The sequence below is a fragment of the Mycolicibacterium arenosum genome (assembly GCF_024320865.1).
Taxonomy (GTDB): Bacteria; Actinomycetota; Actinomycetes; order Mycobacteriales; family Mycobacteriaceae; genus Mycobacterium; species Mycobacterium arenosum.
Genome location: NZ_JANDBD010000021.1, coordinates 1 through 21,166 on the forward strand (window position 1 = coordinate 1; position 21,166 = coordinate 21,166).

At 68.4% G+C, this 21,166-nt stretch carries 21 protein-coding genes; 8 read left to right on the plus strand and 13 right to left on the minus strand.

The window, feature by feature from the left end:
• Positions 1-156 precede the first annotated feature (156 nt).
• Positions 157-906 carry an enoyl-CoA hydratase-related protein gene (locus NM203_RS32235; protein WP_255065105.1) on the minus strand — a complete coding sequence of 250 codons (750 nt, stop codon included), beginning with the start codon at positions 904-906 and terminating at the stop codon, positions 157-159.
• A 44-nt stretch (positions 907-950) separates the two neighbouring features.
• Here NM203_RS32235 and NM203_RS32240 point away from each other — a divergent pair, with 44 nt between their 5' ends.
• Positions 951-1,931, plus strand: coding sequence for a DUF2889 domain-containing protein (locus NM203_RS32240; protein ID WP_255065106.1), 981 nt, complete (start codon positions 951-953; stop codon positions 1,929-1,931).
• Here NM203_RS32240 and NM203_RS32245 read toward each other — a convergent pair.
• Positions 1,888-3,324 (minus strand): WS/DGAT/MGAT family O-acyltransferase, encoded by a 1,437-nt coding sequence (locus tag NM203_RS32245; RefSeq protein ID WP_255065107.1) that lies wholly within the window; start codon positions 3,322-3,324, stop codon positions 1,888-1,890. The two genes, NM203_RS32240 and NM203_RS32245, sit on opposite strands and share 44 nt — an antisense overlap.
• 208 nt (positions 3,325-3,532) lie before the next feature.
• Between NM203_RS32245 and NM203_RS32250 the strand changes: the two genes are divergently transcribed.
• Complete coding sequence (locus tag NM203_RS32250) at positions 3,533-4,246, plus strand: acyl-CoA thioesterase domain-containing protein (RefSeq protein ID WP_255065168.1); 714 nt, start codon at positions 3,533-3,535, stop codon at positions 4,244-4,246.
• Here NM203_RS32250 and NM203_RS32255 read toward each other — a convergent pair.
• Genes NM203_RS32255 through NM203_RS32295 form a run of 9 tightly spaced genes read right to left on the minus strand, consistent with a single transcriptional unit; the run spans position 4,243 to position 12,059 of the window.
• On the minus strand, positions 4,243-5,403 hold the full coding sequence (locus NM203_RS32255; protein WP_255065108.1) for an NDMA-dependent alcohol dehydrogenase: 1,161 nt from the start codon (positions 5,401-5,403) through the stop codon (positions 4,243-4,245). The two genes, NM203_RS32250 and NM203_RS32255, sit on opposite strands and share 4 nt — an antisense overlap.
• Positions 5,400-6,002, minus strand: coding sequence for a TetR/AcrR family transcriptional regulator (locus tag NM203_RS32260; RefSeq protein WP_255065110.1), 603 nt, complete (start codon positions 6,000-6,002; stop codon positions 5,400-5,402). The genes NM203_RS32255 and NM203_RS32260 overlap by 4 nt, the downstream gene beginning before the upstream one ends.
• Position 6,003: 1 nt before the next feature.
• On the minus strand, positions 6,004-7,173 hold the full coding sequence (locus NM203_RS32265; protein ID WP_255065112.1) for a lipid-transfer protein: 1,170 nt from the start codon (positions 7,171-7,173) through the stop codon (positions 6,004-6,006).
• Positions 7,170-7,616, minus strand: coding sequence for a MaoC/PaaZ C-terminal domain-containing protein (locus NM203_RS32270; RefSeq protein WP_255065113.1), 447 nt, complete (start codon positions 7,614-7,616; stop codon positions 7,170-7,172). Before NM203_RS32270 ends, NM203_RS32265 begins: the two co-directional genes overlap by 4 nt.
• Complete coding sequence (locus NM203_RS32275) at positions 7,613-8,731, minus strand: acyl-CoA dehydrogenase family protein (protein WP_255065115.1); 1,119 nt, start codon at positions 8,729-8,731, stop codon at positions 7,613-7,615. Before NM203_RS32275 ends, NM203_RS32270 begins: the two co-directional genes overlap by 4 nt.
• Before the next feature lie 10 nt (positions 8,732-8,741).
• Positions 8,742-9,173 (minus strand): Zn-ribbon domain-containing OB-fold protein, encoded by a 432-nt coding sequence (locus NM203_RS32280; RefSeq protein ID WP_255065117.1) that lies wholly within the window; start codon positions 9,171-9,173, stop codon positions 8,742-8,744.
• A complete protein-coding gene (locus tag NM203_RS32285) occupies positions 9,173-9,712 on the minus strand; it encodes an FAS1-like dehydratase domain-containing protein (RefSeq protein WP_255065118.1) in 540 nt (179 codons plus the stop codon). The genes NM203_RS32280 and NM203_RS32285 overlap by 1 nt, the downstream gene beginning before the upstream one ends.
• Positions 9,709-10,896 carry an acyl-CoA dehydrogenase family protein gene (locus NM203_RS32290; RefSeq protein WP_255065120.1) on the minus strand — a complete coding sequence of 396 codons (1,188 nt, stop codon included), beginning with the start codon at positions 10,894-10,896 and terminating at the stop codon, positions 9,709-9,711. The genes NM203_RS32285 and NM203_RS32290 overlap by 4 nt, the downstream gene beginning before the upstream one ends.
• Positions 10,897-10,898: 2 nt before the next feature.
• Entirely contained in the window at positions 10,899-12,059 is a 1,161-nt protein-coding gene (locus NM203_RS32295; protein WP_255065173.1) for a cytochrome P450, read from the minus strand.
• 168 nt (positions 12,060-12,227) lie between these two features.
• On the opposite strand from NM203_RS32295, the gene NM203_RS32300 reads away from it, so the two are divergent.
• The 4 genes from NM203_RS32300 to NM203_RS32315 all read left to right on the plus strand — a co-directional run bounded on the left by NM203_RS32300 (position 12,228) and on the right by NM203_RS32315 (position 17,945).
• Positions 12,228-13,685 carry an aldehyde dehydrogenase family protein gene (locus NM203_RS32300; RefSeq protein WP_255065121.1) on the plus strand — a complete coding sequence of 486 codons (1,458 nt, stop codon included), beginning with the start codon at positions 12,228-12,230 and terminating at the stop codon, positions 13,683-13,685.
• Positions 13,682-15,982 (plus strand): CaiB/BaiF CoA transferase family protein, encoded by a 2,301-nt coding sequence (locus NM203_RS32305; protein ID WP_255065122.1) that lies wholly within the window; start codon positions 13,682-13,684, stop codon positions 15,980-15,982. Before NM203_RS32300 ends, NM203_RS32305 begins: the two co-directional genes overlap by 4 nt.
• A 67-nt stretch (positions 15,983-16,049) precedes the next feature.
• Positions 16,050-17,006 carry an LLM class flavin-dependent oxidoreductase gene (locus tag NM203_RS32310; protein ID WP_255065124.1) on the plus strand — a complete coding sequence of 319 codons (957 nt, stop codon included), beginning with the start codon at positions 16,050-16,052 and terminating at the stop codon, positions 17,004-17,006.
• A gap of 12 nt (positions 17,007-17,018) precedes the next feature.
• Positions 17,019-17,945 (plus strand): TIGR03619 family F420-dependent LLM class oxidoreductase, encoded by a 927-nt coding sequence (locus NM203_RS32315; protein ID WP_408633450.1) that lies wholly within the window; start codon positions 17,019-17,021, stop codon positions 17,943-17,945.
• On the opposite strand, the gene NM203_RS32320 is transcribed toward NM203_RS32315, so the two are convergent.
• Both NM203_RS32320 and NM203_RS32325 read right to left on the minus strand, forming a co-directional pair.
• The gene (locus NM203_RS32320) at positions 17,942-19,198 is read right to left on the minus strand and encodes an HNH endonuclease signature motif containing protein (RefSeq protein ID WP_255065126.1); all 1,257 of its coding nucleotides are present in this window, start codon (positions 19,196-19,198) and stop codon (positions 17,942-17,944) included. The two genes, NM203_RS32315 and NM203_RS32320, sit on opposite strands and share 4 nt — an antisense overlap.
• Positions 19,199-19,292: 94 nt before the next feature.
• Complete coding sequence (locus tag NM203_RS32325) at positions 19,293-19,460, minus strand: hypothetical protein (protein ID WP_255065128.1); 168 nt, start codon at positions 19,458-19,460, stop codon at positions 19,293-19,295.
• A 279-nt stretch (positions 19,461-19,739) separates the two neighbouring features.
• On the opposite strand from NM203_RS32325, the gene NM203_RS32330 reads away from it, so the two are divergent.
• Positions 19,740-20,321: a TetR/AcrR family transcriptional regulator gene (locus tag NM203_RS32330; RefSeq protein WP_255065129.1), complete on the plus strand. Its 582-nt coding sequence runs from the start codon at positions 19,740-19,742 to the stop codon at positions 20,319-20,321.
• The gene (locus NM203_RS32335; protein WP_255065132.1) at positions 20,318-21,142 is read left to right on the plus strand and encodes an enoyl-CoA hydratase/isomerase family protein; all 825 of its coding nucleotides are present in this window, start codon (positions 20,318-20,320) and stop codon (positions 21,140-21,142) included. Before NM203_RS32330 ends, NM203_RS32335 begins: the two co-directional genes overlap by 4 nt.
• Positions 21,143-21,166: the final 24 nt, after the last annotated feature.

Genomic DNA, 21,166 nt, shown 5'->3' on the forward strand with positions numbered 1-21,166 from the left:
CGCACGCGTATCCATCGCCGTCACCTTCTGGGCCATGAACCACTCTGGATCCACCCAGCCCGATCAGGTGTACGCGATGTCCCGAGACATACCCCTGTACGCGATGTCCTGAGACTTCACAGTGCGCGAGCGCACGGTTATCACGCCGAAATCGCACTAGCGGCCGGTCCACTCCGGTGGTCGCCGCCCGAAGAACGCGTCGATGCCCTCCTGCAGATCGGCCGAACTCATCACTTTGTCGACGGCGTCAGACGTGGCGGCCCACCCCGCCGCGTCGGCCGGCTCGAGTTGGGCGGCGACGCCCGCGAGAATCGCCTGCACGGCGACGGGTGAGGACAGGCAGACGTCCTCGGCCAGCGCGATCGCCGCGTCGAGTGCGGCACCCGGCGGGGTGACCTCGTTGACGACGCCGAGGTCCTGCGCCCGCTCGGCCGTCAGCTCCGCGCCGGTGATCATCAACTGCTTGGCGACGTGCAGCGGCAGCGCTCGGATGGCCCGGAACAACGCGCCCGACGACGGGATCAGCCCGCGCCGGGATTCGGGCAGGGCGAACCGCGCGGTCGTCGACGCCACCACCATGTCGCAGGCCAGCGCGATCTCGAATCCGCCGCCGAACGCCGGTCCCTCGACCGCGGCGATCAGCGGCTTGCGGCGTTGCCGCCGGATCAGCCCGTACTCGCCGCCGCGCTCGGTCGTCGCGTCGGCGCCGCCGCTGAGGTCGGTGCCCGCGCTGAACACGTCGGGCGTGCCGGTCAGAACGCCGACCCAGAGCTCGTCGTCGTCATCGAGGGTGTCGAACGCCTCGCTCAGCGCGACGGCCAGTTCGCGGTTCACGGCGTTGCGTTTCTCGGGCCGCTGCATCGCGATCACCAGGATTCGGCCACGCCGCTGCACGTCGACGATCATCAGCTCTCCTTGCCATTGCCGTACCGGAGTGTAAAGGTCCAGGTATGCCGTTCGTTTCGGACATCGTCGGCCCGCAGCGCCCGGTGCAGCGATGGCCGATGCCCGCTCCCGGAACGATGCGTCGAACCAGCTCCATCGACACTCAGCCGGACGGCCCCGTGCACCAGGACACCGACCTGCGTGCTCGCGACGTGCACATCGGCCCGGCCGGGTCCGTCGAGGTGGTCGACGACGTCGTGGTGCGGGCCCGGCTGGCGGACCGGGTGATCGACGACATCGCCGGCGCCGACGCTCGGCTGGCGGAACTACGCGGCGTACGGGTGGGCCAGGGCTTCCGGGCGAAGGCCGGCGCGCTGCTGGGGTCCGATGTCGACCGCGCGACGCTGCTCAACCTGCTGCTCGACGACTGGGTGGGGGCCTCGCTGGTGACGGGCTACGGCGTGCAGCACGCCAACATCGTCGCCGGTGAGGAGGAGGAGATGGCCGACGTCGTCGCCGACCACCTCGCGGGGATCTGCTCCGGCTTCGCACCCGACGCGGCCGCGGTCGACTTCACCAGGCGCACCCTGCTGATGCCGTGCGCACAGGGGCCGGCCGCGCCGCGACTGGACGGGCTGCATCCCACGGAAGTGCTTCGCGCACACGGGATGCGACGGCTACGACGGATCGATCTCACTCCGGACGGGGCGTTCGACGCGCACTTCCGCGACTCCCACGTCGACGGCGACGGGCGGGAGACGATCGTGCACGAGTACACCGTCGTCGGCGAGGTCGACGGCGACACGCGGACCGTCGCGCGGATCGACGTCGAGGCCAGGGTGTTGCCGTGGCGGGAGTGCCCTGGCGCACTGGGCAGCGCGTCGCGCGTGGTCGGCATGCCGGTCGGGCAGTTACGCAACCGGATTCGGACGGAGTTCGTCGGAATCACCACGTGCACTCACCTCAACGACACGCTGCGCTGCCTGGGCGACATCGACGCCCTTATGGACGGCCGCGAGGCGCGGTCTTCCGTGCTGTCGCCTTAGCGGGCTTCGCCAGACCGCCGGCCACCTCGAGTTCGACGAGGGCGGGCTCGATCAGGTCGGCGAGTTGATAGATGTCCGAGGCGATCTCGGGCGTGGTGATGAACCCGAAATCGACCGAGTCGCAGTAGCTGAAGCACGTGACGTTGAGTGCGACGTCGAACAGCAGCGGGCCCACCGGCATCAAGCTGACCACCTTGGCGCCGCCGAGGTAGAGCGGGAAGTTCGGGCCGGGCACGTTGGAGATGACGACGTTCATCGGTGCGATCGAACTGCCGATCCCGCTGGCCGCGTAGGCGCGGGATGCCAGCGAGAGCAGCCCCGGCGGAGTGGTCTCGGTGTAGCCCATGATCTGGTGGGCGGTAAGCGCTTTGGCCATCTCCTTGGCGCCCTGGGTGTAGGCGTAGATCGCCTTGATGCGCTCGGCGGGATCGGCGACGTCGCTGGCGAGCACCACCGTCATGGCCGACACCTGGTTGCCGACGCCGTTGTCGGACTCGGACCGCGTGGACACCGGCACCTGCGACACGAGGGACTTCTCGGGGAGTTCCTTGCGCTCCCTCAGGTACTCGCGCAGGGCGCCGGACACCAGCGCCAGCACGACGTCGTTGAGCTTGACGCCGAAGGCCTCCTTGACCGCCTTGACGCGGTCCAGCGGCACGCGTGTCCCGGCAACGGCGCGATGCGGTGAGATCGGCGCGTTGAAGCGCACTTTCGGCGCATCGAAGTAGCGGGGCGGCTTGTTGGCGATCCCGCGGACCGCGATCTGCTGACGCACGGTCTGCTCGAGCAGTCGGGCGATGCGGTAGGGGGTCTTCACGCCGACGTTGATCAGGCCGTTGACGAACTGCACTTCGCGGCGTGGCACGCCCACGCCCACCAGTGATCGGTCCACGTCGACCGCGGGTGGGCGCGGCTCGGGCGTGACGTCGAACAGGATCTCGCTGAGCCCCGCACCCGATACCCCGTCCACGACCGAATGGTGCATCTTCGTGACGATCCCGACGTTCCTACCGCCGTCGAGGCCCTCGATGAACCAGAGCTCCCACAGCGGCTTGGACCTGTCGAGCTTGTACGACATCAGGCGCCCGACCAGTTCGGCGTACTCCTTGCGTCCGCCGGGTGACGGCACCGCGATGCGGCGGATGTGGAAGTCGATGTCGAGGTCCTCGTCCTCGACGAACCACGGCCGGTCCAACCCCATCGGCGAACCGGCGACGCGCCACCGAAGCTGGGGGAGTTCGGGCAGCCGGCTGGCGACGAGGTCGCGAACGAGGTCGAAGCTGAAGTTCGGGGCGTCGGACGGGTCGATGATGGCTGACGCCCCGATGTGCATGTGCCAGCTGTCGGTTTCAGCGAACCAGAACGCTGCGTCAACACTGGAGAGCCGGCTCATGAGGGGGAAGCGTACGGAAAACCTCCGTCATAAGGCACGTTATGCAGCAAGGCGTGCAGCGTCAGCGAATACCACCGCGATGACGTCCGGGCTGCGCTCGGATCCGTGGCGGGTGTCGGGTAGGAACATTGAGGTGACCAATGCTCTGTTCGCCCGCGACGGCGCAACCCTGACCCCGCGACGCTCGGCGAAGGGTGGCTGGGGCGAGATGGTCAGCGGCCACGCCGTCGGCGGCCTGCTGGGCTGGGCGGTCGAACGTGAAGTCGACGATGCCGACATGCAACCGGCGCGCTTCACCGTCGACCTGCCGAGGCCCACTGCGCTGGCGCCGATCGAGGTGCAGACGCGAGTGCTGCGCGACGGTAAGCGACTGAAGCTCGTCGAGGCGTCGCTCGAGCAGCAGGGCGTCGAGGTGGCCCGCGCGTCGGCGCTGTTCCTGCGGCGCTGCGAGCAGCCGCCGGGTGAGGTCTGGACGGAGCCCGTGGACATGCCGCCGGTGCCGCCGGACGACGAGATCGCGAACGCGTCGCTGTTCGTGCGCACCTACGGCTGGGGCGTGCCCGTCCAGCGGCCGGATCCCGACTGGGCGGCCACCGGCACCAAGTACACGTGGCTCAATCTGGAGCAACCCGTCGTCGACGGAGACCCGCTGACCCCCTTCACGCGCGCGGCGATGGCCGGCGATATCACTGCCTCCCTGGCGAATTGGGGTTCGGCGGGCCTGCAGTACATCAACGCCGACTACACCATCACGTTGGCTCGGCTACCCGAGGGTGCGGTGCTCGGGATGGCGTCGCACAGCCACCTAAGCCATGACGGGGTGGCAACGGGAACGGCCACGCTGGTGGACCTGCAGGGTGCCGTCGGGTCGTGTGTCGCCGTCGCGGTGGCGCACTCGGGGTTCAACCCGCCGCCGGCCTAGAATTCGAGCACACCGCGAATGTTCCTGCCGGCACGCAGATCCCGCATCGCCTCGTTGATGTCGTTCAACGGATACCTCCTCGTCACCAACTCGTCCAGTTTGAGGGTGCCCGCCTCGTACATCGACAGCAACCGCGGCATGGCCTCCCGCGGGTTCATCTCGCCGTAGAGCACGCCCTTCAGCGTCTTGCAGGAACTGACCATGTCGGTCAGCATCAGCGGGACCATCACGTCGGTGATCTTCGCCATGCCGGTGAGCACACAGACGCCGCCCTTGCGCAGCAGCATCATCGCGACCATCACCATGTCGGCGGGTACCACACCCGGCGTGATGACCACCCGGTCGGCCATCACACCCCAGGTGAGTTTCCTGACCAATCCCAGTGCGGCCTCCGCGTCCACCGCGGTGTGCGTGGCACCGAAGTTCGGTGCCGCTTCGCGCTTGAACTCGTTCGGGTCGACCGCGACGACGTGTTTAGCCCCGGCGGCCTTCGCGCCCTGGACGGCGTTCATGCCGATGCCGCCCACCCCGATGACGACGACAGTGTCGCCGATCTCGGTGCCCGCGGCGACGGATCCGGAGCCGAAACCCGTTGTCACACCGCAGGACACCAGCGACGCCGCCTCCAGCGGAATCCAGTCGTGCACCTTCACCAGCGAACGTTCGGAGGCGACGACGTACTCGGCGAACGTGCCGACCTGCATCATGGCCATCAGGTCCTCGTCACCGAGATGGCGGCGACACGTCCCGTCCGTGGTCATGGCCTTGCTGTAGATGTGAGCGCCGACGTCGCACAGGTACGTGTGCCCGGTGACGCAGAATCGACAACTGCCGCACGCCGGGAAGAACGAGACGGCCACGTGGTCACCGGGTTCGAGCGAGGTGACGCCGGGTCCCACCTCTTCGACGGCGCCGGCGCCCTCATGCCCCCCGAGAAGCGGAAACCACTCGGGCACCGGCACTCCGGACGCCCGCATCATCTCCTCCATGTCGGCGGTGGGCACACTGTCGCCGGTGTGGAAGTGCTCGTCGGAATGGCAGACGCCCGCGTACGCCATCTTGACCAGTACCTCGCCCGCCCGCGGCGGGTCCAGGTCGATCTCGGTGACCTCCCAGTCGATGCCGACTCCGCGCAACACCGCCGCTGAGCACTTCATCGGCGTCGCGGCTTGTCGCCGACGAAACCGCGAACCACGAAGGGCCGCACGAACTCCGCCACCGCCTGGTCGCTGTTCGCCTCCAGCCGCGGCGACGGGGTGGTGAACAGGGAGAAGAGCATTCGCGCGAACCACTCGCCGGCCGCGGCGACATCGAGGTCGCCGCGCACCTCACCGGTCAAGCGCGCGGCGGCCAGATACGGTGCGAAGAAGTCGGCGCACTCCTGCAGCAGCGTCGCGGCGTTCTTCGTCATCATGACGCTGACCTCGTCACTGTCGAAGTACGGTTCGGGTGCGACCACTTGGCGCGCCTGGGTGACGAAGACGGCGGCCCGCACCAACTTGTCCTCGAGCGTGCTGCCGCCTTCGCGGTCGATGGCCTTCACCATGTTGCGGTAGAAGCGCTGCGACGCCGACTCCGCGCACGCTTCGACGACGGACTCCTTATCGCGGAAGTACTCGTAGACCGTGCTGCGGGAAACCGAGGCGGCTCTGGCGATGTCGACCATGGTGGTCTTGCGCAAGCCCATGGTGCGGAAGCACGTGAAGGCGGCCGAGATGATGATCTCTCGGGTGTCTGTCTCGGCGATCTGTGTCATGTCAGTCGGGGGTGGACAGTATCAGGGCGCTGGTCGGGACGCCGGTCCCCGACGTCACCAGCACGTTGGTGACGTCCTCGACCTGGTTGTAGGAGGTCCCGCGCACCTGTCGAACGCCCTCCGTGATGCCGTTCATGCCGTGGATGTACGCCTCGCCCAGTAGGCCCCCGTTGGTGTTGATCGGCAGTCCGCCTCCGAGCGAGAGGTTCTCGACCGTGGCGTAGTCCTTCGCCTCACCCCGGCCGCAGAACCCGAGTTCCTCCAGCTGGGAGAAGACGAAGGGGGTGAAGTGGTCGTACAGGAACGCGGTCTGGATGTCCTCGGGCCCCAGACCCGAATCGCGCCAGAGCTTTCGGGCGACGACGCCCATTTCGGGAAGGCCGGTGATGTCGGCGCGGTAGTAGCTGGTCATCATCTCGCCGTCCGGTGCGGCGCCCTGTGCCGCCGCGGTGATGACGGCGGGGCGCTGGGCCAGATCGCGAGCCCGCTCGGTGCTGGTGACGACGAGGGCGACGCCGCCGTCGCTCTCCTGACAGCAGTCCAGCAGCCGCAGGACGGGTTCGACGATCCAGCGCGAGTTCTGGTGCTCCTCGAGCGTGATGGGACGCTCGTAGAACCAGGCGTCGGGATTGCGTGCGGCGTGGGCGCGATCCACCACCGAGATGCGGCCGAAGTCGGCGTTCGTCACGCCGTACGTCGACATGTACCGCTGGGCGTGCAGCGCCACCCAGCCCGCGGGTGTCAGCAGCCCGAACGGCGCGTAGGGAGCCAGCCACAGCGGCGTCGTGCTACCGGTGCGAGAGGCGCCGCCGAAGCGAAAGCCGGAGCGCTCGTTGAACGCGCGGTAGCAGACCACCGTCGAGGCCATCCCCGTCGCGACGGCCATCGCGGCCTGGACCACCGTGCCCGCCGCCGCACCGCCGCCATGCGGCACCCTGGAGAAGAACGTGAGCTCGCCGATCCCGACGTTTCGGGCGACCTCGATCTCCTCGTTGGCGTCGATGGTGAACGTGACCATGCCGTCCACTTCGGCGGGCGACACCCCGGCGTCGCGGAGTGCCGCCTTCACGGCCTCGCACGCCAGTTGCAGTTCGGTGCGCCCGGACTCCTTGGAGAACTCGGTCTGGCCGATCCCGACGATCGCGGCGGCGCCGGACAGCGTCCTGCTCATCCGCCCACTCGATCGTCGAGCAGGCTGATCACCGCGGTACCCGAGACATGCTCTCCGATCGAGGTTTTCGCGGAGAACGACACGCTGACCAGGCCCTCGCCGTCGACGCCTGCCGTGACGTCGGTGACCGCTCCGGTGAACACCAGCGGATCGTCGGGGAACGACGGGGTGCCGAGTCGGATCGCGAGGTTCGTCACCATCGCCTCCGGACCCGCCCAGTCGGTGAGGAACCGCACGCACAGTCCGTTGGTGGACAGGATGTTCATGAAGATGTTCGGTGACCCCTGGCGCTTCGCGAACGCCGGATCGTGGTGCACGGGCATGTAATCACGGGAGGCGATGGCACCGGCGACGATCACGGTCGCGGTCACCGGTACCTCGAGCGGCGTCACCTCGTCACCGACCCGGATGGTGCGCCAGTCGAGCGTGGTGAGTGTGGTCATGGTCGGTCCCCTTCGCCGGACGGGTAGGAGTGTGCGAGGGCGGCGAGATGTGCACTGGCCGAGCCGAATGCGAGCTCGTTGTGCTTGGCGGCGAGGAAGTACCGGAACAGCGGGTAGCTGACGTCGATGCCGATTCCGCCGTGTACTTGCTGGGCGGTGGCGACGACGCGCTGGCCGGCTTCGGCCGCCCAGAACTTCGCGATGTGGGCCGCGCGATCGGCGGACCGGCCCTCAGACAGCAGCCACGCAGCGTGCCAGGTGGTCCAGCGGATGGCCTCGACGTCGATGAAGGCGTCGGCCATCCGCTGCTGCACCGCCTGGAAGCTGCCGATCGGCCTGCCGAACTGCTCACGGCCCGTCGTGTAGGCCGCGGCGATCCGCAGCGCTCGCTCGGCGACGCCGAGTTGCAGCGCGCACACGCCGACAAGCGCGCGTTCGTGCAGTGCGGTGAGCATCCCCGCGCCGTCGCCCTCGATCCGATCCGCCGCCGTCGCCCCGTCGAACTCGATATCGGCGTGCGGCTCCCCGCCGGTCACGGGGGCCGGCCGAACCTCGACACCGCGGGCGTGGAGATCGACGAGGAACAGGCCGGGACCGTCATCGGTGCGCGCCGAAACCACTGCGGTGTCGGCGATCCGCGCAGCAGGCACCAGATCCTTGACGCCGTCGATCCGCCACCCGGAGCCGTCGCGGCGTGCGATGCTGACGGGGACCGTCGGATTCGACCGCCCCGGCTCCGAGAGCGCGGCGGTCAGCAGGCGATCACCGGTGGTGACGTCGGTCAGGTAGCGCACCTGCTGCTCGGTGGTGCCGTGCCGGGTGATGGCGTCGGCGCCGAGCAGGAGTGTGGCGTACACGGGCACGGGCGCGACGCTCCAGCCGACTTCGGCGAGGAGCAGTCCGAGCTCGAGGAATCCGCCGCCGCTGCCGCCGACGGATTCGGGCAGCGCGATGCCGAGCAGGTCCGCACTCGCCAGGTCCTTCCACAGGGCCGCGTCGTAGCGGACGTCGCCCGCTTCGAGCTCGGTCAGCCGCTCCGGGGTGGCGTGTCGCTCGAACAGTCCGCGTGCGACCTCGGCGAGGGTCTGCTGATCGTCGGTGAAGGTGAAGTCCATGGGGGAGTGCCTAACTCGCGGGGTGGAACTGGTGGAGAACGAGGCCTTCGCCCTGGGCGAGCGAAGCGACGGGGGATACAACACTGAACGTCACGTAGCAGACCTCGACGGGCATACCGACCTCGACGGCATCCGGCGCGATGTCGATGAGGTTCGACACCAGACGCACGCCCTCCTCGAGGTCCACCAGGGCGACGATGTAGGGGTACTCCATGAAGGGCATGGGCGGGTACTGCGGCATCACGTAGCTGTGCACGGTGCCGCGCCCGGATGCGGCAACGGTGTCCCACTGCAGCGACGTGCAGTGCGGGCACATGGGCCGCGGCGGCTGTCTGAGCTGCCCGCAGTCGACGCAGCGCTGGATGAGAAGCGTGTGGTTCCGCAAGCCGTTCCAGAAGAACTCGGTGTCGGGGCTGACCGTGGGTGGCAGTCGCATGACCATCAGCGCTCCGCCCTGAACCGCAGTACGCGGAAGCGCTGCTTGCCGAGCACCTCGCCGTCCTGGTCGACGTACGTGGTCACCCAGGTGACGAAATGCCCTGTGCCGATGGCGGTCTTCTTCTCCGCAGACACCTGCTCGATGACCGTCGTCGAGCTGATCTCGTCGCCGAGCCTGGGATAGCGGGCGATCTCGAACTCCGAGTTGGTGGCGATGGTGCCGGTGAACCCGGCCTCCTCGATGAACTTCATCGGGTTGTGCTTGATCTCGATGGGCACGCCGTCGCGTTCTGCGATTCCGGCGATCTTGGGCGGCGGGAACGTCCAGGTCTGCAGCATCACCGGGGAGGACACGATCGAGCCGAACCGCGACTTGGCGGCGAACTCGGGATCGAGGTAGGCGGGGTTCATGTCGTCGAGCGCGTAGCACCAGTGCCGGATCATCGGCTGGTTCACCGGATCCGGTGCCACCGAGGGCTTTCCGGTACCACCGGTCGGCTGACCGACCAGATCGTCGAGCCGCTGCTGAAAGTCGTCGGTCATGCCGCCCCCGTCTGAGTCGGCTTCGGCTCTCTGGGCATCCCGAGACCCGCCATGGCGATGATGGTGCGTTGAATCTCGTTGGCGCCGCCGCCGAAGGTGTTGATCACGGCGGTGCGGATCGCCGACTCGAGCACTCCACGCAACGGTGCCTCCCGTCCGGTCCGAGAGCCTGCGCGGTCCAGGATCTCGAGCAACTGCCGGGCGACGGTCTGAGTGAGTTCGGTGCCGAACACCTTCGCCGCCGAGGCCTCGCCCATGCCGAGCACACCCTGCGTCATCGCGGCGTTTACCCGCAGATTCATCAGCCGGTAGGCGGACACCTGGGCCTCGACCCTGGCCAGCGACTGCCGTACCCAGGGCTGGTCGATCACCCGACCGTCATCCCACTCCGTCTCCCTAGCCCACTTCAGGGTCTTCTCGAAGAGCGGCTCGACCGAACCGAGGGTGCCGAGTGCCGCGCGTTCGAAGTTGAGCTGCGTGGTGATCAGCTTCCAGCCCTCGTGCTCCTCGCCGACGAGCGCGCTGACCGGCACCCTGACGTCGTCGTAGAACGTGTAGGTGGTGGTGACGCCCGGCATGGTGTGCAGGGGCTTGCAGGAGAAGCCCGGACTCGACGTGGGCACGATCAGAAGCGACAAACCCTTGTGCCGCTTGGCGTTCGGATCGGTGCGGGCGGCCAGCCAGATGTAGTCGGCGTTCGCGGCGCCGCTGGTGAACATCTTCGCGCCGTTGATCACGTACTCGTCGCCGTCGCGCACCGCAGTGGTCCGCAACGCAGCGAGGTCGCTGCCCGCGTCGGGCTCGGAGTAGCCGATCGCGAACTCCACGGTGCCCGCCAGTATCGCGGGGAGGAACTGCTCCTTCTGCTCATCGGTGCCGAAGGCCATCAGAGTGGGGCCGACGGTGTTGAGCGTGACGATCGGAAGCGGGGCGCTCACCCGCTTGGCCTCTTCGAAGAAGATGTACTGCTCGATCGCCGAATAGCCCTGCCCACCGTACTGTTTCGGCCATCCGACCCCGAGCAGCCCGGCGTCGGCGAGCGCTCGGACGCACTCCTTGGCCTCGGCGCCGCCCTCCATCTTGCCCGCGACGGCTGTGGAGCGCTCCGGCGTCATCACCGCTTCGAGTTGCGCGCGGAGCTTGGCGCGCAATTCCTCTTGTTCGTCGGTGTACTCCAGGCGCATGGTCAGTTCCCTCCCAGCCGCAGCGGCATGGTCTTGACGCCGGGAACCATCGTGGCGTAGATCCGCTCGATGTCCCCGGTTAGTTCGAATCCGGTGTAGCGCTTGAGTAGTTCGTCGAACATGATCGTCGCTTCGATCCGCGCTAGCTGTGCGCCGATGCAGGCGTGTTCACCGCATCCGAAGGCGATGTGCGGGTTGGGATTACGGGTGATCCGGAAGTCTTCGGCGTCTGGTCCGAAAATCTCCTCGTCGCGATTGGCCGACCCGTAGAACATGACGACGACCTCGCCCTTTCGGATGAGTCGACCGCGGATTTCGACGTCCTCGGTGGCGGTCCGAGCCATGTGCGTGACGGGGCTGGTCCAGCGGAGCATCTCCTCGACCGCGCCGGGGATCAGCGTCGGGTCGGCGCGCAACTGGTCGCACTGTTCGGGGTGCGAGATCAGCGCAAGCGTGCCGAGTGCGATGAGGTTGCGCGTCGTCTCGTTGCCCGCGACGAGGAGCAGGAACGCGAACTGGAGCAGTTCGTCGTCGGTCAGCTTGGCACCGTCGACCTCGGCGCGCGCGAGGATCGACAACACATCGTCGAACTCGTCGGCGCGTCTGGCGGCGATGAGCTCCTGAAAGTACTGGAACAGTTCACCGATGGCGACCATCGCGTCCAGCTCGATCGACGGATCGGCATTGCCGACGCAGGCGTCCGACCATCGCCGGAACCGCTCCCAGTCGGAAGGGGGTGCGCCGAGAATCTCGGCGATCAACCGCGTCGGCAGCGGGGCCGCGACGCCCTCGGCGAACTCCAGAGTGGCACCGGGCTCGATGTCGTTCAGGATGCCGTCGACAAGGTCGCGGATCTTGACGGCGAGAAGGCTCACCTGACGTTTGGTGAAGCCCGCGCTGATGAGCTTGCGCAGCTGCCGGTGCCGCGGCGGATCGGTGAAGATGAGGTTCCCCGGCACCGCGGGCGACGGCAGGTTCGGGTCGGGCAGCGTGATGCCGGCCGCCGACGAGAACCTCGCCGGATTGCTCGACACCCAGCGGATGTCCTCGTATTTCAGCAGCGCCCAGAACTTCGTCACGTCGTTCCAGCACACCGGGTCCGTCGCGCGGAGTTCCCGGTAGGTGGGGTAGGGGTCGCCGACGAAGAACTCGGGTGAGTGCAGTTGGTCCTTCAGATGCACGTACGCACTCCAGTACTCCGAGTCGGACACTTGGTACCGATATGTTTGATAGACGTTGTCTACGCCCCACGCTGAATGCTGTCAAGGTCTGGTATTCGCCACAACATCGGAGTACAGATCAAGAGCAGTTGTCCGACAGTGGGGAGCCTGATGTCCGACCAGTGCGCGCTTGTTCGCGACTACGACCTGTACATCGACGGCCGCTGGGTGGCACCGGACGCCGGCCGCTACGTCGATGCGTCACCGGTCACCGGGAGGGTCATCGCGTCGGCGCCCGACGCGGGTACCGGTCAGGTGGATCAGGCGATCGCCGCGGCCCGGCGAGCATTCGACGCGGGGGAGTGGGCGGCGCAGCCGCAGGAACGGGCGCGCTGCCTGCGTCAGCTGTCCGACGCACTGATGACGCTGGGTGACGAGTTCTTCGCGCTATCGCAGACCGAGTGGGGGTGCATCGCCAACGAGCGGCTCTTCCAGATCGACGGACCGCCGTTCATGGTGATGCGCGCGGCGGACCTGGCCGACGAACCCGTCGAGCAACCGATGGACGCGTTCGGAGCCGTCGGCACCACCCTGCTGCGTCACGAACCCCTCGGCGTGGTTTCCGTGCTGACACCGTGGAACTTCCCGCACACCATCAACCTGATGAAGCTCGGCGCCGCCCTCGCTGCGGGGAACACGGTGGTGCTGAAGCCCAGCCCGCTGACCCCGCTGGCCGGCCTCGCGCTCGCCGCCCTCATCGACCGGCACACCGACATCCCGGCGGGCGTCGTCAACGTGGTGACGCCGAGCGGCCTCGAGGGCAGCCAACTGCTGACCAGTGACCCGCGCGTGGACATGGTCAGCTTCACCGGCAGCTCGGCGGTCGGCAGCCGGGTGATGGCCGCCGCGAGCGCCACGATGAAGCGGCTGCTGCTCGAATGCGGCGGCAAGTCCGCCAGCATCCTCGTCGACGACGTCGAGGTCACCGACGAACTGCTGCAACGGATTCTGTTCGAGTGCTGCACGCTGCACGCCGGCCAGGCCTGCATCCTGAACAGCAGACTGCTGCTGCCGGACGCGATCCACGACGACGTCGTCGCGCGGTTGGTCGAGTTGGCCCGCGCGGTCGTGGTCGGCGACCCGGCCGACCCGGCGACGGAGATGGGGCCGCTGATCACCGAGGCGCATCTCGCAACGGTGAGCGGCCACGTCGAGCGTGCGGTTGCCGCCGGCGCCACGATCGCGGCCGGGGGACGACGGCCCGAGCACCTCGACGCCGGGCACTACTTCGAGCCGACGGTGCTGGTGGACGTCACGCCGGACTCGGCGATCGCCCAGGAGGAGGTGTTCGGCCCCGTCCTGTCGGTGCTGCGCTACTCCACCGACGACGAGGCGGTGGCGATTGCGAACAACTCGCCGTACGGACTGTCCGGTGGGGTGTGGGGCACCGATGTCGACCGCGCACTCGCCGTGGCACGCCGAATGCGCACCGGGCAGGTGACGATCAACGGCTGTGGGCCCGGGGACGCGCCGTTCGGCGGTTTCAAGCTGAGCGGTTACGGCCGTGAGGGTGGGGTGATCGGACTGCACCACTACATGGAGCCGAAGGCGATCGGCCTGCCCACGTGAGCGAAGCTTGCGAGCGAACCATCGAAGTAGGTACGGGAGCCCTCGACGGGGCGCGCGTCGTCGAGCTGGCCGACGGCATCTCGGGACCGTACGCCGGCAAGCTGCTCGTCGATCTCGGCGCCACGGTGACGAAGGTCGAATCGCCGCAGGGTGATTCGCTCAGGGGGTGGGGTCCGTTCCCCGGTGCCGTCGCCGATCCCGAGCGCAGCGGCCTGTTCGAGTACCTCAACGCCGGCAAGCGTGGCGCCGCGTTGGACGACGCGCCGGAGCTGATCGCCGGTGCCGACGTCCTGATCGCCGACGGTGGCACGGAGCGGTGGCGCGACGTGAACCCGAACGTCGTCGCCGTGCACATCTCGGACTACGGCCGAACCGGGCCGCTGCGCGATCGGCCTGCGACACCGCTGACCGTGCAGGCGCTATCGGGCTGGGTCAACGTGCGGGAGCCGGGCAGGCCGCCGGTTCAGGCGGGAGCCCGCATCGCCGAGTACGTCGCGGGAGCCTATGCGGCGATGGGTGCGCTAACGGCATTGCGTTGCCGCACAGGAGGAGTGGATGTCGACGTCTCGCTGTTCGAGACGTTGGTCGCGACGCTGCCCTATCCCATGGTCGGCTACGAGAAGCTGCGCCGCCTCGGCATCACGCCGAAACCCGGTGGCGGTCTGATGCTGGGCATCGTGCGGGCCGCCGACGGGTGGCTCGGGATCAACTGCCTGACGGGTCAGCACTGGCTCGACGTGTGTGCCATGGTCGGCCTGCCCGAATACGGAGAGCTCCAGTTCGAGGTGATGGCGGGCGGGCCCGAGCGCACCGAGTTCTTCGAGAAGGCGGGGCGTTGGCTCGCCGATCAGTCCGTGGCCGACCTCGTCGAACTCTGCCAGGCGATGCGCATTCCGGCGGCGCCGGTCACCGACGGCGTGACGGTGCGGCGGTGTCCGCAGTACGCCGCCCGCGGATTCTTCGTCGAGGCGGGCGGTGAGGAGTGGACGTTCACCCGGCCCGGTGCGCCGTTCCGGCTGACTCGGACGCCGGTGCCACCGCCCCGCCCCGCGCCGCGGCTCGGGGCGCGGTGTCCCCCCGAGAGCCGTGCTGCGGCAGCGCAATCGAACGCGGTTGATCCGAGTGCGCCGTTCGCCGATCTGACCGTACTCGACCTCAGCACCTTCTGGGCCGGAGCGTACCTGACGTGCTACCTCGGGGCCTTCGGTGCCGACGTCGTCAAGGTGGAGTCCATCCAGCGCCCGGACGGCCACCGTTACTCCGGCGCCTTCCCCTTCGAGGGCGACGACTGGTACGAGCGCAGCGTCATCTGGCAGGGCACCAACTTCAACAAGCGCGATATCACCCTGAACCTGACCACCGAGGAGGGCCGCGAGATCGCGCGCACGCTGGTCGCGAAAGCCGATGTCGTGGTGGAGAACTTCTCCCCGCGAGTGGTCGAGCACTTCGGGCTGGACTACGCCTCCGTCGCCGCGATCAAGCCCGACGTCATCATGGTGCGGATGCCGGGCTTCGGGCTCGACGGGCCGTGGCGGGACTACGTCGGCTGGGCTCTCAACATCGAACAGCTGGCCGGAATGGCCGCGGTCACCGGGTATCCGGACGGGCCGCCGACGAACCTCCAGGGTCCAGCCGATCCCATCATCGGGGTGCACGCCACGGTCGCACTGCTTGCCGCACTGGAGCATCGGCGGCGGACCGGCGAGGGGCAGTTGATCGAGGTGGCGCAGATCGAGACCGGTGCAGCGGTGACGGCCGAGCCGGTGATCGCGGCGTCGATGACGGGCACGGCGCCCGAGCGGGAGGGCAACCGTCGCCGCGACATGCGGCAGGGGGTCTACCCGACCGCCGACGACTCCTGGGTAGCGCTGTCAGCGCGCGACGACGTGGACGCCGCGGCGCTGGCGGACGTGGTGCCGGGTCTGCCCGCTGCCTGGCACCGCGAGTTCGACCTCGCCGTGACCGAGTGGACCGCCCTGCGCACGGCAGCCGAGGTGGTGGACGAGTTGCAGCGCCGCGGAGTGCCCGCCGAACAGGTCATGACGGCCGACCGGATGTACGGTGTCGCCCAGCTCGCAGAGCGCGGGTTCTATCAGGACATGGATCATCCGGTGCTCGGCCGAATGCGCTTTCCCGGCTGGCCCTTTCGCATCGCTCCGGGCCCGGCGCAGCACCACCGGATGCCGGCGCCGACCCTCGGTCAGCACAACGACGAGGTGCTGCGCGAACTCGGGTTGACCACCGCGCGCATCGCTGACCTCCGCGAGCGGGGTGTCATCGGTGAGCGTCTGCCCTAGGCGGTGGCTGCGCTCTTGACTCCGCTCGACGGCGGCCCCTACGGTCGGTCGACAGGACGGGGAGCCGATGTTCACGCTGCGCTTCGACATGCGCTCACAATCGCCCGGCATTGCGACGAGCGATCTCTACGCTGCCGCGAGCGAGATGTCGGAGTGGGCCGAGACCCGTGGGTGCATCGCCGCGGTGCTCTGCGAACACCACTGCGCGGACGACGGGTACCTGCCGTCGCCGCTGCTGCTGGCATCGGCGATCGCTGCGCGCACGCGGACGTTGATGCTGAATCTGACGATCATCCTGCCGTTCTACGACCCCGCCCGGTTGGCGGAGGACATAGCCGTGCTGGACCACATCAGCCGTGGTCGGGCGACGTACATCTTCGGAATCGGTTATCGCCGAGAGGAGTACGACCACTTCGGGTTGTCGCTGTCGGCCCGCGGCAAGCTGGCCGACGAGAAGCTGGGCATCCTGCGTCGGCTACTCCGCGGTGAAACCGTCGAACACGACGGTCGGCGGATGGTGGTGACACCCCAGCCGCGCACTCCCGACGGTCCCATGATGGCGTGGGGTGGCGCGAGCCTGGCGGCAGCGAGGCGCGCGGGCCGCAATGGGCTCGGCCTGCTGGCCAACGGCGTCGTGCCGGGAATGCGGGAAGCGTATGAGACCGCGTGCCGTGAGTACGGCCATGAACCGGGGTTCGTGATGCTGCCTGACCGGGAGACCGTCACCAATTGCTTCGTCGCCGACGACGTCGACGCGGCCTGGGACGAGATCGGCGAGTTTCTGCTCCACGACGCGCTGTCCTACTCCGAGTGGAATCCCGACAACGAGGTGTCGGCGAACATCACCACCGCCAAGACGGTCGACGAGCTGCGCGCCACGTCGCGCACGCACGTGATCCTCTCGACCGACGAGGCGGCTCGCCGGTCGGCCGACGGTGAGGTCTTCAACCTGTCGCCGCTGTGTGGCGGCATCCCGCCGGACATCGCCTGGCCGTATCTGGAACGGGCCGCGGCACTCGGCTGACACAATCGCATCGTGCGCCGACCCGAGATTTCGCTGTATCTGACGACGTTCACCGACGGCCCCGAGCACGATTGGCCGGCAACGGTCGCGTTGGCGCGTGCCATGGATGCGGCCGGCGCCGACCGGCTGGTGGTGTCGGACCACGTGGTGTTCGGTGAGAACTTCGACGCCTACGCGGACCCGTCGGTGGGCGGCACCAGGGGCGGCAGGCAGCCGACCGGTCCGGACGGGGCGTGGTTGGAACCGCTGACGGCGCTGACGGCGATCGCAGCCAGCACGACCCGGATCCGGCTCGGCACCTCGATTCTGCTTGCGGCGCTGCGTCGTCCGGCGGTGCTGGCGAAGGTCCTGGCGACGCTCGACGTGATCTCCGCCGGGCGCGTGGACATCGGCGTCGGGGTGGGTTGGCAGCGCGAGGAGTACGAGGCGTGTGGGCTGCCCTTCGAGGGTCGCGGTCGACTGCTCGACCACACGCTCGAGGTGTGCCAGGCACTCTGGACGCAGCAGCGCGTCGCCTACTCCTCGTCCGAGCTGGAGTTCAACGCGATCCACCAGATGCCGAAACCCGTTCAGCAGGGCGGTGTTCCGCTGTGGATCAGTGGAACGGTCAACCGGGCGGTGGCGCGCCGGATCGCGCGATTCGGCACCGGCTGGATTCCGTGGGGGCCGGCGATCGTCGACCTTCCCGGCTCGATCGCGGCGATGCGGGAGGCGATCCGTGACGTCGGCGGCGACCCCACCGATCTGCAGGTCCAGGGCACGGCACGCATCGTGAAGGGGGACGACGGCGCGTCCGACTACGAAGCCTCGATGGCGGTCGTGCCGGACCTGGTAGCCGCGGGCGTGACCGATTTCCGCATCGCGGCGCCGCTGCCGAAGGTCGGGGTTGACGAGTCGCTGACCCGGCTGGTCGACGCGTTCCGCGCGGTGACGACCTAGTTGGTCGTCGGTGGTGGGTTCGGCTTGTACGGGTCGTACCACCACCAGTGGGCGCGTTCGCCGGTCGGCCCTTTGTAGGGGGCGACCGCGGGTGGGGGTGTCGTGGGTGGCCTGGCGAGGGAGGCGTTCGTCAGTGTTCGGCCGCGACGGTCGGTGACGGTGAGGTGGTAAGCGTCACCGCCGATCGTGATGACACCCCGGTGATGCAGGCGGTGGTGGTACGGGCAGACCAGGACCAGATTCCACAGTTCGGTGGGTCCGCCGTCCTCCCAGTGCACGATGTGGTGCGCGTGCAACCTGCGGGTGGCGTGGCAGCCCGGCACCACGCAGGTGCCGCGGTCGCGGTGCTCCAGCGCGCGGCGCAGGCGCCGGTTCACGGTGCGGGCGGCCCGCCCGGTGCCGATCACCCGGCCCGCGCGTTCGAACCACACCTCACAGGTCGCGTCGCAGAGCAGGTAGCGGCGCTCCTCGTCGGACAGCAGCGGCCCGAGATGCAGCGATGCGAGACGCTGGTCGAGGTCGAGGTGGACCGCGACGGTGGTGCGCTGGCCGTGCGGGCGACGCTCCACGTCGGCGTCCCAGCCGGCGTCGACCAGGCTCATGAACGCGTCCAACGTGGTCGGCATGGGCGGGGTCTGCGCGGTTTCGCGGTCGGCGTGATCGCGTTTCCAGTCGGCGATCAGCGCGTCGCGGTGCGAGCCCAGGGCGGCGTCGAACCGGGCGGCATCCAGCTTCGGCAGGGTGATCTTCCAGGTGGTGTGGTCCCCGTGCTCGGACTTGGTGATCGACCGCTTCGGTTCGGGCTTGGGTGCCGGGTCGGGTGTCGATTCCAGGCTGATGGCCGTGCGCAGTTGGGTGACGGTCGCACTCCGGGCGAGGTGGGCGTAGTGGGCGTCGGAACCGTCGCCGGCGTTCTCCGCGATCGCGCCGACCTGATCGAGTGACAACCGGCCCTCGCGCAGCCCGTCGGTGCACTGCGGGAACTCGGAGGCACGTTTGGCGATGGCGACGACGGTCTCGGCGTTGCGCGGCGAGCATCCGGTCTTCCAGGCGACCAGTGCGGCGATCGAGCGGCAGCCGGTGTTGCCCCAGAGGCCGTAGACGCCGTCGCCGTCGATCTCGGCGACGATGTCGACGATCCGGCCGTCCAGCGCGTTGCGCTGCCCGGTGATCTCGGCGAGTTCGGCGAACAACGCGTCGAGGCGCTCGCCGCGACTGAGGTCGGGCCCGTAAGACGCTGCCGCCGTGGACATGACCCCATATTGGCACGCGGGTACGACAATTTTTCGTCGCAGAAAACGAAGGAGGGGCACCCGATTCCGGGTGCCCCTCCTGTCGTGCTGTGGATCAGCGGCCGTTGCCCACGGTCGCCTGCGCGGAGCCGACGGTGGCCTGCTGCTGGATGTCCTGCACCCACTGGTGATGGCCCACATCCGCGCTGGCCGGGGCGGCCAGGCCGAACAGTGCTGCGGCGAATCCGGTGGCGATCGCGCTGGAGATTGCGAACTTCTTCATGATCTTCCCTCTTCCTTCTCGACTTGTCGTCGTGGTCTGATGGGTAGAACCAGCAGGTCAGGCCACATATTCCAGTGGCTGTATTTGAACGACGACTGGCAGTAATGCGTGCGTCTGGGGGCCGATCACGTGTGACCGATTGGGCCTGCGTTCGGGCGGAGCCGGTGGCGCCGCCGCCGACGCACCAGCCGTGCGTGGAATCAGGAGACTTTGCGTCTGCTCGGCGGGATGGGTACGCACCGGTTGGCTAGAACGATATTCTAGAATACTGTTCTAGACATGGCATCGGATGAGAGGACTCAGGCCATCCTCGACGCCGCGTTGGCGGTGTTCCTGGAAGCCGGGGTGCCCGCCGCGTCGATCGAGGAGATCCGCCGACGATCGGGCGCCAGCGTCGGCTCGCTCTACCACCGGTTCGGCAGCAAGGAGGGCATCGCCGCGGCGGTGTACCTCGCTGCGCTGCGCGATTATCAGCGCGATTTCGTCGCTGCGCTAGACCGCTCCCGAACCGCCGCGGACGGTGTGAGATCCGCGGTGCGCGCCCACCTCCGCTGGGTGGTGCGCAATCCGCAGCGGGCCCGATTCCTCCTGCTGATCGCCGGGACCGACGTCCGCCGCGCGGCACGGGACGACCTGCGCGCGCTCAACGAGGCGTTCTTCTCGGCGGTCACCGACTGGCTGCACCGGCACAGCGACGAGATCCGCACCGGGTCGACCGACGTGGTCTACGCGCTGTGGCTCGGACCGAGCCAGGAACTGGCCAGGCTGTGGCTGGCCCGCGGTCAGCACGGGTCGTTGCGCACCGAAACCACCCACCTGGCGGAGGCCGCCTGGCGGGCACTACGAAGGGACGACGAATGAGCGTGTACGCCGAACTGCTCCGTCAGGGTCGCGAGGCCGATGAGCGCTACGTCGAAGTGCAACGACGAGCGGACTCCGCCGTCGTGACCTTCAACGAACCCGACCGGCTCAACGTGCTCAGCGCGCCGCTAGTGGCCCAGGCCAAGGAGGCGATCGTCGACCTCGTTGGCGACCCGGCCATACGAACCGTCGTGCTGACCGGGGCCGGTCGCGGCTTCAGCGCGGGCGGGGATCTCGCGATGATGCGACTCGCCGAAGACCACCTCGCCGACGAGGCGGGCACCACGGACATCTGGCGCTGGATCCGATACGAATTCGGCGGCGTCGCAAGGCTCATCGCGCGCAGCGACACCGCTTTCGTCGCGGCGATCAACGGCCCGGCCGCGGGTGTCGGACTCGCGTGGGCGCTCACCTGCGACGTCATCATCGCGTCGGAGGACGCCCTGATCGTGCCCGCATTCGGAAAGCTGGGCCTGATCCCCGAGGTGGGCACCTCGTGGGCGCTGACGCGGCGGCTGGGTTACCAGGGCGCGTTCGCGTTCTTCGCGGGCGGCACGCCACTGGCCGCCCGTCGAGCGCTGGAACTCGGACTCGTACAGGAGGTCGTGACCGCCGCCGAGTTAAGTGTCGCCGCGGACGCTTGGTGCCGACGCATCGCACTGCTGCCGCCGCACGCGCTGGCGATGGCGAAACCCCTTCTGCGCCAGGCTGCCGACATCACCTGGGACGCCAGCATCACGATGGAGGAGTTCGCCGAGCCGAACTGCTTCACCACCGGGGTGTTCCAGCGGACGGTGCGTGGGCTGACCGAACCGGGCTGACAACAACGGGCCTTACCGTAAGCT